Source organism: Rhodovulum euryhalinum, from assembly GCF_004342445.1.
Classification (GTDB): Bacteria; Pseudomonadota; Alphaproteobacteria; order Rhodobacterales; family Rhodobacteraceae; genus Rhodovulum; species Rhodovulum euryhalinum.
On the sequence record NZ_SLWW01000007.1, the window covers coordinates 122,058 to 137,450 of the forward strand.

Consider the following 15,393-nt stretch of genomic DNA (forward strand, 5'->3'; position numbering starts at 1 on the left):
CAAGTCCGGGCGGGGCCAGTCGCTGGCCCCGCCCAAGTTTCTGGGGATTTCAAGGACATGGCGTCTAGACTGTCGGACTATGCCGGGCTGGCGGCCCGGCTTGGGGTGGATGCGGTCGCGATCGTGCCCGGTCCGAACTTTGCCCGCATGACGGGCCACAACTTTCACAGCAACGAGCGCCCGCTTGTCCTGGTGATCCCCGCCGAGGGGGCGCCCGCGGCGGTTGTGCCGAACCTCGAACTGGGCTCCTTCGCCCATCTGGATTTTCCCGGCGCGGTCTTCGACTGGCGCGACCAGGACGGCTATCAGCGCGCCTTCGACGCGCTGGCCCGCCACATGGCGCTGCAAAGCCTGGCCGTCGAGGGGCAGGTGATGCGCGTTTTCGTGCATCACGCGCTGGCCGCCGCCTGGCCGGGCCTGCGCATCCTCGATGCCGAGCGCGACATCTCGGGCCTGCGCCTGTGCAAGTCGCCGGACGAGATCGCCGCGCTGGAACAGGCCATCGCCATTTCCGAACGTGCGCTGGCCCGGGTGCTGGACGGGGTACGCCCGGGCCAGACCGAGAAACAGGTGGAACAGGCGCTGGTGATTGCGCTGTTCGCCGAGGGGGCCGAGGACCAGTCCTTCGCGCCCATCGTGGCCGCGGCCGACAATTCCGCGCTGCCCCATGCCCATGCCCGGCCCGATTACGCGATCCGCCCGGGCGATGCACTGCTGCTGGATTTCGGCGCGCGCTGGGGCGGGTTCTGCGCCGACATCACCCGTACCGTCTTTGTCGGCCACGCGACCGACGAGGCGGCCGAGGTCTACGACACCGTGCTGCGCGCCAATCTGGCGGGCCATGCGGTCACGCGCCCGGGCGTCACCGCGCATCAGGTGGACGACGCGGTGATCTCGGTGCTGGAAGCCTCGCCCTTCGCCGACCGCATCCGCACCAAGACCGGCCACGGGCTGGGCCGCGAGGTGCACGAGGCGCCCTATATCATGCGCGGCAACCATCAGGTTCTGGAACCGGGCATGGTCTTCACCAACGAGCCGGGCCTCTACCGCATCGGCGGCTTCGGCGTGCGGATCGAGGACGACATTCTGGTGACGGAAACGGGCTGCCGGTCATTGACCAGTTGCCCCCGCGAGTTGATAGTGACGGCCGCATGATCCGGTATCTTCTCGCCCGCCTGCTGACCTTCCTGCCCACCTTCCTGGGGGTCACGCTGATTTCCTTTGCCTTCATCCGCGTGCTGCCGGGCGATCCGATCATCGTGATGGCGGGCGAACGGGGGATGACCGAGGAACGCTATGCCGAACTTTACCGCCAGTTCGGTTTCGACCAGCCCCTGGTGGTGCAATTCTGGACCTACCTGACGGGCGTGCTTCAGGGCGATCTGGGCACCTCCTACGTCACCAAGCGGCCGGTCTGGGACGAGTTCTTCGCGCTGTTCCCCGCCACGCTGGAACTGTCGCTTTGCGCGATCATCTTCGCCATCGCGGTCGGCTTGCCCGCAGGTGTGATCGCCGCCGTCAACCGGGGCAAGTTCTTCGACAGGGCGCTGATGTCCACCGCATTGGTGGGGTATTCCATGCCGATCTTCTGGTGGGCGCTGCTGCTGATCATCATCTTCTCGGGCAACCTGGGCTGGACGCCGGTCTCTGGGCGGATCGACCTTCTGTACTACTTCCCGCAGGTGACGGGCTTCATGCTGATCGATTCCGCGCTTTCGGGGCAGAATGGCGCCTTTGCCTCGGCGGTGCGCCACCTGATCCTGCCGACCATCGTGCTGGGCACCATCCCGCTGGCGGTGATCGCACGTCAGACCCGGTCGGCCATGCTTGAGGTGCTGTCCGAGGACTATATCCGGACGGCGCGCGCCAAGGGTCTGTCGCCGCTTCGGGTCAACGGGCTGCACGCGCTGAGAAATGCCATGATCCCGGTGATTACCGTGATCGGCCTGTCGGTGGGCACGCTGCTGGCCGGCGCGATCCTGACCGAAACGATCTTCAGTTGGCCGGGCATCGGCAAGTGGATGGTCGATTCCATCTTCCGCCGCGACTACCCGGTGGTGCAGGGCGGCCTTCTGCTGATCGCGTCGATGGTGATGATCGTGAACCTGACGGTCGACATCCTTTACGGGTTCATCAACCCCAAGATCAGGGCGCGGAAATGAGCGTGGCGGCGGCGCGGCAAAGCCCCCTGGGCGAATTCTGGTACTATTTCCGCGAGAACCGGGGCGCGGTGATCGGGCTGTACATCTTCGCGGTCTTCGTCTTTGTGGCGCTCTTCGCCCCGCTGCTGGCGCCCTACGACCCGACCCAGCAGTTCCGCCAGAGCACCCTTCTGCCCCCCGCCTGGGCCGTGGGCGGGGACTGGGCCTTTCCGCTGGGCACCGATCCCTTGGGCCGAGACATGCTTTCGCGGCTGATCCACGGCGCGCGGTACTCGTTCTTCGTGGGTATCGTGGTGGTGGTGGTGGCCGCCTCGGGCGGCATCCTGATCGGGCTGATCGCGGGCTTTGCGCCGAAATGGCTGGACACGCTCATCATGCGGCTGATGGACGTGATCCTGGCCTTTCCCTCGCTCTTGCTGGCGCTGGTGCTGGTGGCGATCCTGGGGCCGTCGCTGACCAATGCGATGATCGCCATCGCGCTGGTCCTGCAACCCCATTACGTCCGCCTGACCCGGGCCTCGGTGATGTCGGAACGCACGCGCGATTACGTCGTCTCGTCCCGCGTGGCGGGGGCCAAGTTGCCGCGGCTGATGTTCATCACCGTGCTGCCCAACTGCCTTGCGCCGATCATCGTGCAGGCGGCGCTGTCATTTTCCACGGCGATCCTGGACGCGGCCGCGCTGGGCTTTCTCGGCATGGGCGCGCAGCCGCCGACGCCCGAATGGGGTACGATGCTGGCCGAGGCGCGCGAGTTCATCCTGCGCGCCTGGTGGGTCGTCACCTTCCCCGGCGTGGCGATCCTGGTGACGGTGCTGGCGATCAACCTGATGGGTGACGGCCTGCGCGACGCGCTTGACCCCAAGCTGAAGCGGAGCTGAGGCATGGCGCTTCTGTCGATCCGCAACCTTTCGGTCGATTTCGCCACCGCCGCGGGCAGTTTCCGGGCCGTGGACGCGATGGACGTGACCGTGGACCCCGGCGAGATCCTCGCCATCGTCGGCGAAAGCGGGTCGGGCAAGTCGGTGGCGATGCTGGCGCTGATGGGCCTTCTGCCCTGGACGGCGACGGTCACCGCGGACGAGATGAGCTTTGACGGGCAGGACCTGCGCGCGATCAGCCCCCGCACCCGCCGGCGGATCGTCGGCAAGGACATCGCGATGATCTTTCAGGAACCGATGTCGTCGCTGAACCCCTGCTTCACCGTGGGGTTCCAGATCAAGGAGGGGCTGAAGAAGCATCTCGGCCTCGACGCCCGCGCCCGTCAGGCCCGCGCGCTGGAACTGATGGAGATGGTGGGCATCCCCGACCCCGCGCGGCGCCTGAACGCCTATCCGCACCAGATGTCGGGGGGGATGAGCCAGCGGGTGATGATCGCCATGGCGATCGCCTGCCGCCCGCGCCTGCTGATCGCGGACGAACCCACCACCGCGCTGGACGTGACGATCCAGGCCCAGATCCTGGACCTGCTGACCGATCTTCAGGCCGAAACCGGCATGGCGCTGATCCTGATCACCCACGACATGGGCGTGGTGGCCGAGACCGCGCGCCGGGTCAGCGTGCAATATGCCGGCCAGAAGGTCGAGGAACAGCAGGTGGGCCCGCTGTTCGCCAGGCCCCACCACCCCTACACCTCGGCCTTGCTGGCCGCGCTGCCGGAACGCGCCACGACGCGCATCCTGCCCACGATTCCGGGCGTCGTTCCGGGCCAGTTCGACCGACCCAGGGGCTGCCTGTTCGCGCCGCGCTGCGCCTTTGCCGACGAGACTTGCCGAACCACGCCGCCGCCCGTGCAGCCGCCCGAGATCGGGCGCGCGCGCTGTCATTATCCGTTGATGCAGGAGGGCAGGGGATGAGCGCGCCCGTCGTTCAGGCCAGCGGGCTGTCGCGTGTCTACGAGGTGGGCGGCGGGCTGTTCGGCAAGCCGCAGGAAATCCGTGCGCTGTCCGAGGTGAGCTTTGCGATCCCCAGGGGCAAGACGCTGGCGGTGGTGGGCGAATCCGGTTGCGGCAAGTCCACGCTTGCCCGCGTCGTGACGATGATCGAACCGCCCAGCGCGGGCAGTTTCGCCATCGACGGCACCGAGGTGACGCCCGACCGCTGGGACGGGTTGCGCGACGCGGTGCAGATCGTGTTCCAGGATCCGTACGGGTCACTGAACCCGCGCCAGCGGATCAGCGCGATCCTCGGCGAGCCGCTCAAGATCAACCGCAAGGGCATGTCGCGCGCCGACCGCGAGGCGAAGGTGCGCGAGGTGATGGGGCTGGTGGGCCTGCGTCCCGAATTCTATGACCGCTACCCGCACATGTTCTCGGGCGGGCAGCGCCAGCGCATCGCTGTCGCCCGCGCGCTGATGCTGGAACCCAAGGTGCTGGTGCTGGACGAACCCGTCTCGGCGCTGGACCTGTCGGTGCAGAGCCAGATCCTGAACCTGTTGCTGGAACTTCAGGACAGGCTGGGGCTGACCTATCTCTTCATCTCGCACGACCTGTCGGTGGTGCGCCATGTCTGCGACGAGATCATGGTGATGTATCTGGGCCGCGCGGTCGAGACCGGCACCAAGGACCAGGTCTTCGACAGCCCGCGCCACCCCTACACCCTTGCGCTGCTGTCCGCGACGCCGGTGGCCGACCCCGCCCGCCGCAAGGAGCGGATCAAGCTGACCGGCGAATTGCCGTCGCCCCTGAACATTCCGTCCGGCTGCGCCTTTGCCGCGCGCTGCTGGAAGGCCCGGGACCGCTGCCGGGCCGAACGCCCGGAACTGGAGGGCGACGGGCACAAGGCGGCCTGCTTCTTCCCCGAGGGGGGCTGAGGTCCGGAAACGCGGACTTGGCCAAACTGCCCGCAACGCGTTAGCCTGTAAAAGGGGAGACAGCGCGGACGGGACCAATGCGGTTCTTCATGGGGATTCTGATCCTTGTCCTGACGGCCCTGCCGGGGCTGGCCGACCGGCGCGTGGCGCTGGTGATCGGCAATGGCGCCTACGAAACGGCGCCCGGACTGCCGAACCCCGCCAACGACGCGCGCGCCATCGCCGCGGCGTTGGAGGCGATCGGCTTCGAGGTCGAGCGCGGCCTTGATCTGGACGGCGAGGGGATGCGCGCGCGCATCCGCGCCTTTGGCCGCCGCGCCGAGGGGGCCGATCTTGCGCTTTTCTTCTACGCTGGTCATGGCATCCAGATGGCGGGGCGGAACTTCCTGATCCCGACCGACGCGGCGCTGGAACGCGAGGGCGATCTGGACCTCTACGCCATGCCCCTGGACCTTGTGATCGCCGAGATGGAGCGTAGCGCCAAGACCAACGTGGTGTTGCTGGACGCCTGCCGGGACAACCCGTTCGAGACGCAGCTTGCGCGCGCCATGGGCCGGGCGCGGTCCTCGGCCATGCTGGGCCGCGGGCTTGCCCCGGTCGAGACGGCGGGCGGGCTGTTCGTGGGCTTTGCGACCGATCCGGGGCGCGTCGCCTATGATGGCGTGGGGGCGCACAGCCCCTTTACCGACGCGGTCCTGGACCATGTCGCGACCGCGGGGCTGGAGATCAACGCGATGATGACGCGGGTGCGCGCGGACGTGTTCGAGACGACCGAGGGGCGTCAGCGGCCCTGGTCGACCTCGTCGCTGTTGCGCGAGCTTTTCCTTGCCCCGGTCGAGGCCCCGCCGCCGGACGATACGGACCGCGACATCGCGATGTGGCAAGCGCTGGGCGAGGATGCGGGCCCGGCGGGCTACCGCGCCTATCTTGATGCCTTTCCGCGCGGGCTGTTCGCCGAGGTGGCGCGCGCGCGGCTGGACACGGTCGAGCAGGCGGCGCTGGTGCAGCGCGGGACGGACTCCGCGCCCGCGCCGATCGACCCCGCACCCGCCGCGCCTGAACCGCGCGCGGACAAGGCGCCCGAACCTCCTGCCCGCGACTGCGATACCTGCCCGAGCCTTGTTCTTGTGCCGGGCGGCGAGACGGTGCTGGGCACGGCCGACGCGCAGGCGCCCGCGACCGAGAAACCCGCGACCCCCCAGACGCTCGCGCCCTTCCAGATGGCCGAGCACGAGGTGTCGGTCGGGCTTGTCCGCCGCTACGAATCCGCGACCGGCCGGGCCATCCCGCGCGGCTGTTATGTCTGGACGGCGGACGGGCGGATGCGGATGGACCGCGCGGCCTATTGGGGGGCACCGGGCTATGCCGTGACCGACGAGTCCCCCGCCGCCTGCCTGAGCTGGGAAGACGCGGTGCGCCTTGCCGCCTGGCTGAACGAAGAGGTTCCGGGCGCGGGCTACCGGCTGCCGTCCGAGGGCGAGTTCGAATTCGCACTGAAGGCGGACGGCGAAGGGCCCTATCCCTGGGAGGGCGGCGCCGGGGCCGCCTGTGCACATGCAAACGCCGCCGATGCCGCCTCGCGGTTCCGCTGGCGCAACGACGCCTGCGAGGACGGCGCACCCGACATCGCCGCGCGCGGGGCATTCCCGGCCAATGCCTACGGGGTGCATGACCTGACGGGCAACCTTTGGGAATGGACGGCGGATTGCTGGAACGACAGCCACCGCGGCGCCCCCGCCGATGGCCGGGCGCGGACCGACGGGCTCTGTTCCAGCCGGGTTCTGCGGGGCGGGTCATGGGACGATCCGCTGGCCAATCTGCGCGTCACCTACCGGGTCGGAATTCCCGCCAGCCAGCGTCAGGCCAATGTCGGCATGCGTGTGGTCCGGCCCGCGCCCTGAGCCGCTACTCGGCGGGTACCGCGTGCGGCGCGGTCCCCTCGCGCCCCTGGACGCGCCTTGGCCCGCGCCGCGCCGCCTCGGCCAGTGTCGCGGCGGCCAGCATCGCGGCAATGCCCAGCGGCGGAAGGCCCCAGCGCAGCCAGACCGTATCGGGCCAGGCGGCAAAGGCCACCTGGAAGACAAGCGCGACCAGCGTGCCCGTCGCGAAGGTGAGCAGCCCGTTGCGCCCCATCAGCCGCAGCGGCGCGGCCGCGGCGCTGGCCGCCATCCGGGTGACCGCGGGCAGGCACGAGATCACGTAGACCATTGCCAGAACGTGCAGCAGACGCGGCAGCGACAGGAAGGTCTTGTCATGCGCGATCAGGTGGAACGGCGCTCCCGCCTTGCCGAGATGCCAGAGTTGCTGGTTCAGCCAGTGGCCCAGCGGCTCGACCTTCATCCAGGCGATCACCAGCACCAGGTAGCCCGCCGCCAGCCAGAACAGCGGCCGCGACACCGGCAAGAGCCGCGCGCCCGCGCGCAGCCTGAGGCCGATCAAGAGGCCGGTGACGAAGATTGCCTGCCACGCGACCGGGTTGAAGAACCAGCCGCCCGGATTGGGATAGTTCGGCAGGTTGAGCCGCCACAGCCCCGCCGCAAACCACAGCCCCGCCGCCAGCAGCGCCAGCACCAGCGGGCTGCGCAACCCAATGACGATGGCAACCGGCGTGCAGAGCAGCAGCACCGAATAGGCAGGCAGGATGTTCACGTATCCCAACTGGTGGGTCAATGCCGGCAGGCCGATCAGCGCCGCCTCGGTGTTCTCGAAGACCTGCCGCAGGTTGATCGTGGTCAGCAGTTTCGGCAGGTCGAAGGTTGCGGCCCCCCAGGCGAAGATGGCGATCGCCCAGGCGGTCAGGAACAGATGCGACAGATAGAGCGTCCACGCCCGGCCCCAGACCGGCCGGACGGCCGCCCAGAGCCCGTCGCGGGCCACCGCCCCGGGCAGGAAGCGGCCGGAATAGGCCAGCCCGGCCGCGATCCCCGACATCACGAAGAACGACTCGGCGGCGTCCGAAAACCCGAAATTGCGCATCGTGAACCGTTCGTACGGGTTCCCGGGCACGTGGTCGACGAAGATCATGATGAGCGCGAGGCCCCGGAACGCGTCGATCCGTGGATCGCGCGGGCGTTTCGCCTGAACCAAGGGATCACGCGACCGCATCGAACGTCTCTGTCGAGGAGGTGGTCCAGCGTGCGTGCCAGCGGTGGAAGGCGCGGATCACCGGGCTTGGGTCGGTTTCCTCGGGGACGGTGAACAGGGTTTGGGCCAGTGGATGTGACGTCGCCCAGATCAGCAGCGGTGCTGCCATCATCGGCAGGCAGATCGGCAAAAGCCAGACGGTCAGTTCCGGTGCGATCATCCGGACCACCGCCAGCGACAGCACCCCGGCGGCAAGGATCCAGAACCCCGCGACAAGCCCCTGGCCGGGGCTCAGCCGTCCCTCGCCGCGCTGGTTTGCGGGCCAGCCGCCGTCGCGCCCGGACAGCACCTGCAGCACCGCGCGGGACTGGTACATCAGCATCAGGGGCGCCAGCAGCGATGACAGCACGATTTCGGTCAGCACCGATCCCGTGGCCCGCGCCCGCCCGCCAAAGCCCTGCGCCCGGCCCGAGCGCCCGGCGCTCCAAAGGATCGCCAGCTTGGGCAGCAACAACAGGCCCACGATGCCGATCGCAAGCGTGATGATTTCCTTGGTCCGGTCCGACGGGAAGACCGGGAAAAGCTGGTAGGGCTCGGGGAAATAGTCGGGCGGCGGCGCGGTCACCGTGGCCGCGATCGAGGCGACGAGGAACGCCCCCCAGAACAGCGGGGCGACATAGGCGAAGATGCCCTGGACAAAGACGAACCGGCTCCACGGTGCCAGGCCCGGTGTGCTCAGCAGGCGTGCGTGCTGAAGGTTGCCCTGGCACCAGCGCCGGTCGCGGCGGGCATGGGCAAGGATGTTGTCGGGGCCTTCCTCGAACGATCCCCCGATGGTCTCGTCAAGCTCGACCTTCCAGCCCGCGCGCGCCAGCAGCGCCGCCTCGACATAATCATGGCTATAGATATGCCCGCCAAATGGCGGCGGCCCTGACAGCGCAGGCAGGCCGCAGCTTTCGGCGAACGCGTTGACCCGGACGATCGCGTTGTGCCCCCAGAACGGCCCCGTCGCGCCCTGCATCCGGGCCAGCCCGCGGGCGAAGACGGGCGCATGGAACGCGGCCGAGAACTGCATCGCGCGGCCGAACAGGGAATGTGCGCCGATGATCTTGGGCAGCGTCTGCAACAGCCCCAGTTTCGGGTCGGCCTGCATCCGCGCGATCAACTGGCGGATCGTCTCGCCCTCCATCAGGCTGTCGGCGTCGAGGATCACCGCGAACCGGTAGGCCGCGCCCGATGTGCGGATGAACTCTTCGATGTTTCCGGCCTTGCGTCCGCGGTTGTCGTTGCGGCGGCGGTAGAAGAGACGGCCCGCGCCCCCGGTCTCGGCCAGCAGCCGCGCGAAGGCGTCGCGCTCGCGCGCGGCCGCGATATCGTCGCGGGTGTCCGACAGGACCGCGATGTCCACGGTCAGCCCCGCGGCCCGGATCGATCCGTCCATCGCGGCGATGCGGGCGAAGGTCGTGACCGGATCCTCGTTGCAGACCGGCACCAGAACGACGGTCGGCGGTTGCGGCAGCAGCAGGGGGGGGCGTTCGGCGCGGCGGCGCCGCGGCGGCAGGCCGACGAAGGCCCCGGCCGCCCCCCAGGCAAGCCAGGCTGTGGTGATGAAGATCAGCGCCGTGCGCACCACGTCCCAGCCATGCAGGCCGTCCTGCGTCGAGGCCTCGGCCAGCAGCGCCGCGGCCGACGACGCGGCAAGCGCGGCAAAGCCCAGCGCGGCGGCTCGCAGCGCGAGGGTGCGGATATCGGGGAAGGGGACGCGGGCCATGGCGCTGCCTCAGCCGTGCTGGAGCGGGCGCAGAAGCCGCACAAGCCACGCCAGCACGCCCTCGCGGCGTGGGGCCTCGAGCATCTGGCGCGGCATCTCCAGCGGCGCGACGGGCGGCGCCCAGTGCATGGCCTCGACCGCGTGTGCGGTCTCGGGGTCGATGATGCGCTCTGCACTCATTCCTTGATCCATTGATAAAGCCAGGTTTCGCTCAGCGTGCGGCCATAGCCCGCAATCTCGGCGCGCAGTTCGACCAGCGCATCGCCCGGGGCCCGGGCCTCGATCACCAGCCGCCAGGTGTCGGTGCCCGAAATGCGCGAGAGCACCGATTCGACGATCTCGCCGCCGCTCGCGTAGAGCTTTGGCGCGATCTCGGCATCGGCGGGCAGGGCGGACAGCGCGCCGCCCGCGAAGTCGATGACGAATTTGCGCCGGTCGTGGCCGCCCTGGACGCCTGAGACGCCGCCCTTGCCGACACGGGTCCGGACGATGCGTGCGCGTTCGGAACAGGCGGTGCCGGGGGGCGCCATGCCCCAGTGCAGCCGATAGGCGACCTCCAGCGCGTCGCCCCTGCGCATCGGCGCGTCGGGCACCCAGAAGGCCACGATGTTGTCGTTGCCCTCGAGGTCCGAGGGGATCTCGACCAGCCGCACGGTGCCCTTGCCCCAGGGGCCCAGGGGTTCGACCATCAGCGAGGGGCGCAGTTCGTAATGGGCGCCCGCGTCGAGATAGCTGTCGAAGCCGCGGTCGCGTTGCACCAGCCCGAAGGAAACCGGATCAACCGTGCCGAGATAGGCACTCGCCAGCCGCGGCGGGTTGTTCAGCGGCCGCACGAAGGTCTCGCCGCCCCTGGTGTTCAGGACCAGCACCTCGCTGTCGTGCACGCGCGGGCGGAAATCGTCGAATTCGCCCCGGTCGTTGTCCCCCAGAAGGTACATCGAGGTCAGTGGCGCGATGCCCAGATGCGCGATGTCCTCGCGTGCGAAAAGCCGGGCGGTGACATCGACCACGGTGGTTTCGCCCGGCGCGACATCGAACCGGAAGGCGCCGGTGACCGAGGGGCTTTCAAGCGCGGCGTAAAGCGTGATGCGGGCCGCGCCCGGGACCGGGCGCTCGATCCAGAATTCGCTGAAGCGCGGGAATTCCTCGCCCTTGCCGGTTGCCGTGTTGATCGCCAGCCCGCGGGCGCTGAGCCCGTAGACATTACCCCGCCCGAGCGCACGGAAATAGCTGGCGCCGAGGAAGACGATCACCTCGTCGAAGATGTCGGCGCGGTTCAGCGGTGCATGCAGGCGAAAGCCTGCGATTGTCGGCATCTGGGCGCCCGTGGGAACGCGGCTTGCCAGATCGCCCTCGTACTCGAAATCCTCGACCGAGAAGCCCAGCGGCAGTTCGGTGCCGTCCACGACCTCGTGCACCGCCACGGGCGTCTTGTACAGCCAGCCCGGATGGAAGGCGTGCAACTGGAAGAACGAGCCGTCTTCCTGCCAGCGCGCCCGGCCGGGGCGGAACCGGATTCGGCGATAGGCATCGTAGTCGAGCCCGGCGATCGCGCCTTCGTGCTCTTCTGGCGCAACGTAGGGCGCGGCGGCAAGCGCGCGCATCCGCTCGGCCAACAACTCAAACGAGAACGGTACGGGGGTGGGCTCGGCCATGGGTGCCACCGGCATCTCGGCCTGCTGCGCTGCGGCAAAGGGGGCCAGCAATGCGGTCGCCGCTGCCGAGCCGGCAAGCCCGCCCAGTGCCTGACGGCGTGTGATGGTCGCCTTGCCGGACCGTGGTCCGGCGATGAATTCGCCTTGAATCATTAAGCGCCCCCTGCGCAGCAGCTCGTCTTCATTGGGTGCCATGAGAAAACCGTCTTGTCCCGGCCTGTCGTGGTGCCGTCATGCTGCGCGGCAGAATCACGCCGTTCCGGGCCAATACGTTGGCGGAATTTGGTACATCCAGCGGCGGCTGCAATCGTTGTTTCATGCAATGTGCGCGCTTTGGCCGCTAAACCTGCGGCTGATAGGCGGAAATTTGCTCACGCAGCCACTGCCGTGCCGGATTCCCGGGCGGTGCGGAAAGGCGGCCCGCGCCCTTTCCTTGCGGCGATCCCTGGTGCAGAACGGACAGGCGCCGCAGCACAACGGACAGGGAGGACGGGGATGACCGGGCAGACGCTGGCGATCGGGCCATATGGGGACCAAGAAAGGGCGGCGCTGATGTCCGAACTGGGCGCCGTGCATCTGCCGGGGCCCGAGGGACTTGACCGGCTGGCGCCCGAGAACCGCGCGGCGCTGAGGGCGGTCGCCTACAAGGGGCACGCACCCTTCGGCGCGGCCGAGATGGACAGGCTGCCGGGGCTGGGGTTGATCGCGAATTACGGCGTCGGCTATGACGCGATCGACGTGCACGCTGCACGCGCCCGGGGCATCCGCGTGACCAACACGCCGGATGTGCTGAACGACGACGTGGCGGACCTGGCGGTGGGGATGCTGCTGGCGCAGGCGCGCGGGCTGGTGGCGGCGGACCGCTTCGTGCGGTCGGGCGACTGGGCCGCGGGGCGGGATTTCCCGCTGCAGAGAAAGGCAAGCGGGGCCAGGGCGGGCATCCTGGGACTGGGCCGGATCGGGCGCGAGATCGCGGACCGGCTGGCGGCCTTCAAGATGGAGATCCACTACCATTCGCGCAGCGAGAAGGAGACGCCGGGCTGGATCTTTCACGCCGAGCCTGTATCGCTGGCGCGCGCCGTGGATTTCCTGGTGGTCGCGCTGGTGGGCGGGCCGGAAACCGCCGGCTATGTCTCGGCCGAGGTGATCGAGGCGCTGGGCCCAGACGGCGTGCTGGTCAACATCTCGCGCGGCAGTTGCGTGGACGAGGCCGCCCTTCTGGATGCGCTCGAGACAGGGCGGATCGGGGGCGCGGCGCTTGACGTTTTCGTGAACGAGCCGCGGATCGACGGGCGGTTCCTGGGGCTTGGCACTGTGGTGCTGCAGCCGCACCAGGGCTCTGCCACCCATGCCACGCGGGCGGCGATGGCGCGGCTGCAGCGCGACAACATCGTGGCGTTTCTCGCGGGCCGGGATCCCTTGACCCCGGTTGCCTGACGCGGGCGTCAGCCCCGCGCCGCTTGGCCGAAGATGCCCGGCACCAAGGCGCCGGGCGCCTGGATGACCTGAGCGGCAAGGCGGATGCCGGCGCGTGCGGCCGTGTCCACGGCCATTCCGCAGGCCAGCCCCGCGATCAGCCCCGCGGCAAAGCTGTCCCCGGCTGCGGTGGTGTCCAGCACGCGGGCGACCGGCTTGGGCGTGAATTCGGCGCGGCCGGCGTCGCGGTCCCAGATCATCACCGGGCCTGCCCCCTGCTTGACCACGACAAGCCCCGCCCCGAGCGCGCGGTAGCGGGCCAGCGTCTCGTCCGGGTTCGTGTCGCCGAACAATGCCGCTTCCTCGTCGAACGAGGGCAGCACGATATCGGCCACCGCGGCGCCCAGCGTCAGCCCCGCGCGCATGGCCGCCTCGCCCTCCCAGAGCCGGGGCCGAAGGTTGGTGTCGAACACGACCCGCGCCCCCGCGGCCCGCGCTTGGGCGATCGCGGCGCAAAGACGATCCCGCGCAGATGGCGTGAGGATCGCCAGGGAAATGCCCGAAAAGTGGATGAAATCCCGGTTCCGCAGGGCTGCCTCCAGCGCGTCCGGATCGTCCGCCAGCGCGCGCGCCGCAGACTGTCCGCGCCAGTAGGAAAAGCTGCGCTCGCCCGCGGTCAGCGAGATCATGTAAAGTCCCACGGTCCGGTCCGGCAGCCGCCGGACGGCAGCCGTGTCGATGCCTTCCCCGGCCATGAAGGCCAGCATCTGGTCCGAGAGCGCATCGGTTCCGACGCAGGTGCCATAGGCCACCGTCCAGTCCGGGGGCAGCAGGCGGCGCGCATACCAGGCGGTGTTGAACGTGTCGCCCGCAAATCCGCGCCGGTAAAGCCCCTCGCCCGCCGGGGACAGTTCCACCATGCATTCCCCAAGCGCGATCAGCGAGCCCATGCCTCAGCCCTCCGGCGGCAGCATCTTGCCGGGGTTCAGGATGCCCAGGGGGTCGAAGGCCGCCTTGACCGCCCGCATCCATGCCAGCGCCGGTCCATGTTCGGCCGCCATGTATTTCCGCTTGCCCAGCCCGACCCCGTGCTCGCCCGTCACCGTGCCGCCAAGCCGCAGTGCGGTTTCGGCCAGCCGCCCCGAAAAGTCCATGACGCGGGCCATCTCCTCGGCGTCGTCGGGGTTCACCCGCACCCCGCAATGGAAATTCCCGTCGCCCACATGGCCCACGATGGCGCTGGTCAGCCCCATCGCCGCCGCATCCTGCTGCGCCTGCACCACCGCCTCGGCCAGTTTCGAGATCGGCACGCAGACATCTGTGGCCAGCGTCCGCTTGCCAGGTTCCAGCGCGCCGGTCGCGTAATGGGCGTTGTGGCGCATCGCCCAAAGTGCGCTGCGCGCCTCGGTCGTGGTGGCATCCTGCCAGCCGTCCGCGCCGAACTCGCCCGCGATTTCGCGAAAGGCGGCGGCCTGCTCGCCGACGCCTGTGGGTGAGCCATGGAATTCCAGGAAAAGGTGAGGTTTTTCTGGTAGATCGGTGCCGGAGTGAAGGTTGAATCCGCGGACCATCATCTCGTCCACCAACTCGATCCGCGCCATCGGGATTGCAGACTGGATCACCGCGATCACGCAGGTGACCGCGTCCTCCACGGTCGCGAACCGGCAGGTTGCCGCGGCCACCGCCTCTGGCAGGGGGTGCAGGCGCACCGTGAGTTCCGTGATGATCCCCAGCGTCCCCTCCGATCCCACCAGCAAGTGCGTGAGGTCGTAGCCCGCGGAGGACTTGCGCGCCTGGCTGCCGGTGCGGATGATGCTGCCATCCGCCATCACCGCCTGCAACGCCAGCACATTCTCGCGCATCGTGCCGTAGCGGACGGCGGTTGTCCCGCTCGCCCGCGTCGCCGCCATGCCGCCCAGCGACGCATCCGCGCCGGGATCGACCGGGAAGAACAGGCCGGTGCCGCGCAGGTCCGCGTTCAGGCGCGTGCGGGTCACACCCGGTTGCACCACGGCGTTCAGATCCTCGGTATTGATTGCCAGCACCCGGTCCATGCGCGACAGGTCCAGGCTGATCCCGCCGCGGACGGGCAGGTGCTGGCCCTCCAGCGAGGTGCCAGTGCCAAAGGCGGTCAGCGGTGTGCCGTGGGCAGCGCAGGCCCGGACGATCGCCGCGACCTCGTCGGCCGTCTCGGGAAAGGCGACCGCGTCGGGGGGGGCTGGCGGGTAATGTGCCTCGTTCCGGCCGTGCTGGTCGCGCACCGAGGCCCCGGTCGAAAGCCGCGGCCCGAGGAGACCGGCGATATCGGCAATGGTGCTCATCCTCTTCCCCTTGTCGCTGTGACGGGTTCCTTGAACATCGGGGCGAGGGGGAAAGGCAAGGGGTGCATGTCGCACGACGCCTTCCGGTCCGGAATCCGGCCGCGCGGGCCCCGGCATTTGCATCGGCACCGAAATGGTATACCAGTTTCCAGGGGCGATCCAGCCCCGCGGGAGG

The 15,393-nt window shown here is 69.1% G+C and carries 13 protein-coding genes; 7 read left to right on the forward strand and 6 right to left on the reverse strand.

What is annotated here, in order from left to right:
* Nucleotides 1–57: 57 nt before the first annotated feature.
* From EV655_RS10060 to EV655_RS10085, 6 genes are all read left to right on the forward strand, one after another.
* Nucleotides 58–1,155 carry a M24 family metallopeptidase gene (locus tag EV655_RS10060; RefSeq protein WP_132544401.1) on the forward strand — a complete coding sequence of 366 codons (1,098 nt, stop codon included), beginning with the start codon at nt 58–60 and terminating at the stop codon, nt 1,153–1,155.
* Complete coding sequence (locus tag EV655_RS10065; RefSeq protein WP_132544403.1) at nt 1,152–2,162, forward strand: ABC transporter permease subunit; 1,011 nt, start codon at nt 1,152–1,154, stop codon at nt 2,160–2,162. Before EV655_RS10060 ends, EV655_RS10065 begins: the two co-directional genes overlap by 4 nt.
* Nucleotides 2,159–3,040 (forward strand): ABC transporter permease subunit, encoded by an 882-nt coding sequence (locus EV655_RS10070; protein WP_132544405.1) that lies wholly within the window; start codon nt 2,159–2,161, stop codon nt 3,038–3,040. Before EV655_RS10065 ends, EV655_RS10070 begins: the two co-directional genes overlap by 4 nt.
* Before the next feature lie 3 nt (nt 3,041–3,043).
* Nucleotides 3,044–4,015: an ABC transporter ATP-binding protein gene (locus tag EV655_RS10075; RefSeq protein WP_132544409.1), complete on the forward strand. Its 972-nt coding sequence runs from the start codon at nt 3,044–3,046 to the stop codon at nt 4,013–4,015.
* A complete protein-coding gene (locus tag EV655_RS10080) occupies nt 4,012–4,971 on the forward strand; it encodes an ABC transporter ATP-binding protein (RefSeq protein WP_132544411.1) in 960 nt (319 codons plus the stop codon). Before EV655_RS10075 ends, EV655_RS10080 begins: the two co-directional genes overlap by 4 nt.
* Nucleotides 4,972–5,060: 89 nt before the next feature.
* Nucleotides 5,061–6,872 carry an SUMF1/EgtB/PvdO family nonheme iron enzyme gene (locus tag EV655_RS10085; RefSeq protein WP_165905318.1) on the forward strand — a complete coding sequence of 604 codons (1,812 nt, stop codon included), beginning with the start codon at nt 5,061–5,063 and terminating at the stop codon, nt 6,870–6,872.
* 4 nt (nt 6,873–6,876) lie between these two features.
* Here EV655_RS10085 and EV655_RS10090 read toward each other — a convergent pair whose 3' ends face one another.
* Genes EV655_RS10090 through EV655_RS10100 form a run of 4 tightly spaced genes read right to left on the reverse strand, consistent with a single transcriptional unit; the run spans nt 6,877 to nt 11,634 of the window.
* Entirely contained in the window at nt 6,877–8,076 is a 1,200-nt protein-coding gene (locus EV655_RS10090; RefSeq protein ID WP_132544415.1) for an OpgC family protein, read from the reverse strand.
* Entirely contained in the window at nt 8,063–9,826 is a 1,764-nt protein-coding gene (mdoH, locus tag EV655_RS10095; protein ID WP_132544417.1) for a glucans biosynthesis glucosyltransferase MdoH, read from the reverse strand. Before mdoH ends, EV655_RS10090 begins: the two co-directional genes overlap by 14 nt.
* Before the next feature lie 9 nt (nt 9,827–9,835).
* On the reverse strand, nt 9,836–10,006 hold the full coding sequence (locus EV655_RS18640) for a hypothetical protein (protein ID WP_165905319.1): 171 nt from the start codon (nt 10,004–10,006) through the stop codon (nt 9,836–9,838).
* On the reverse strand, nt 10,003–11,634 hold the full coding sequence (locus EV655_RS10100) for an OpgD/OpgG family glucan biosynthesis protein (protein WP_132544419.1): 1,632 nt from the start codon (nt 11,632–11,634) through the stop codon (nt 10,003–10,005). The genes EV655_RS18640 and EV655_RS10100 overlap by 4 nt, the downstream gene beginning before the upstream one ends.
* A gap of 399 nt (nt 11,635–12,033) precedes the next feature.
* On the opposite strand from EV655_RS10100, the gene EV655_RS10105 reads away from it, so the two are divergent.
* Nucleotides 12,034–12,918 carry a 2-hydroxyacid dehydrogenase gene (locus tag EV655_RS10105; RefSeq protein ID WP_424511313.1) on the forward strand — a complete coding sequence of 295 codons (885 nt, stop codon included), beginning with the start codon at nt 12,034–12,036 and terminating at the stop codon, nt 12,916–12,918.
* An 8-nt stretch (nt 12,919–12,926) separates the two neighbouring features.
* On the opposite strand, the gene EV655_RS10110 is transcribed toward EV655_RS10105, so the two are convergent.
* Complete coding sequence (locus EV655_RS10110; RefSeq protein WP_132544423.1) at nt 12,927–13,847, reverse strand: sugar kinase; 921 nt, start codon at nt 13,845–13,847, stop codon at nt 12,927–12,929.
* A gap of 3 nt (nt 13,848–13,850) precedes the next feature.
* Nucleotides 13,851–15,218: an FAD-binding oxidoreductase gene (locus EV655_RS10115; protein ID WP_132544425.1), complete on the reverse strand. Its 1,368-nt coding sequence runs from the start codon at nt 15,216–15,218 to the stop codon at nt 13,851–13,853.
* Nucleotides 15,219–15,393 lie beyond the last annotated feature (175 nt).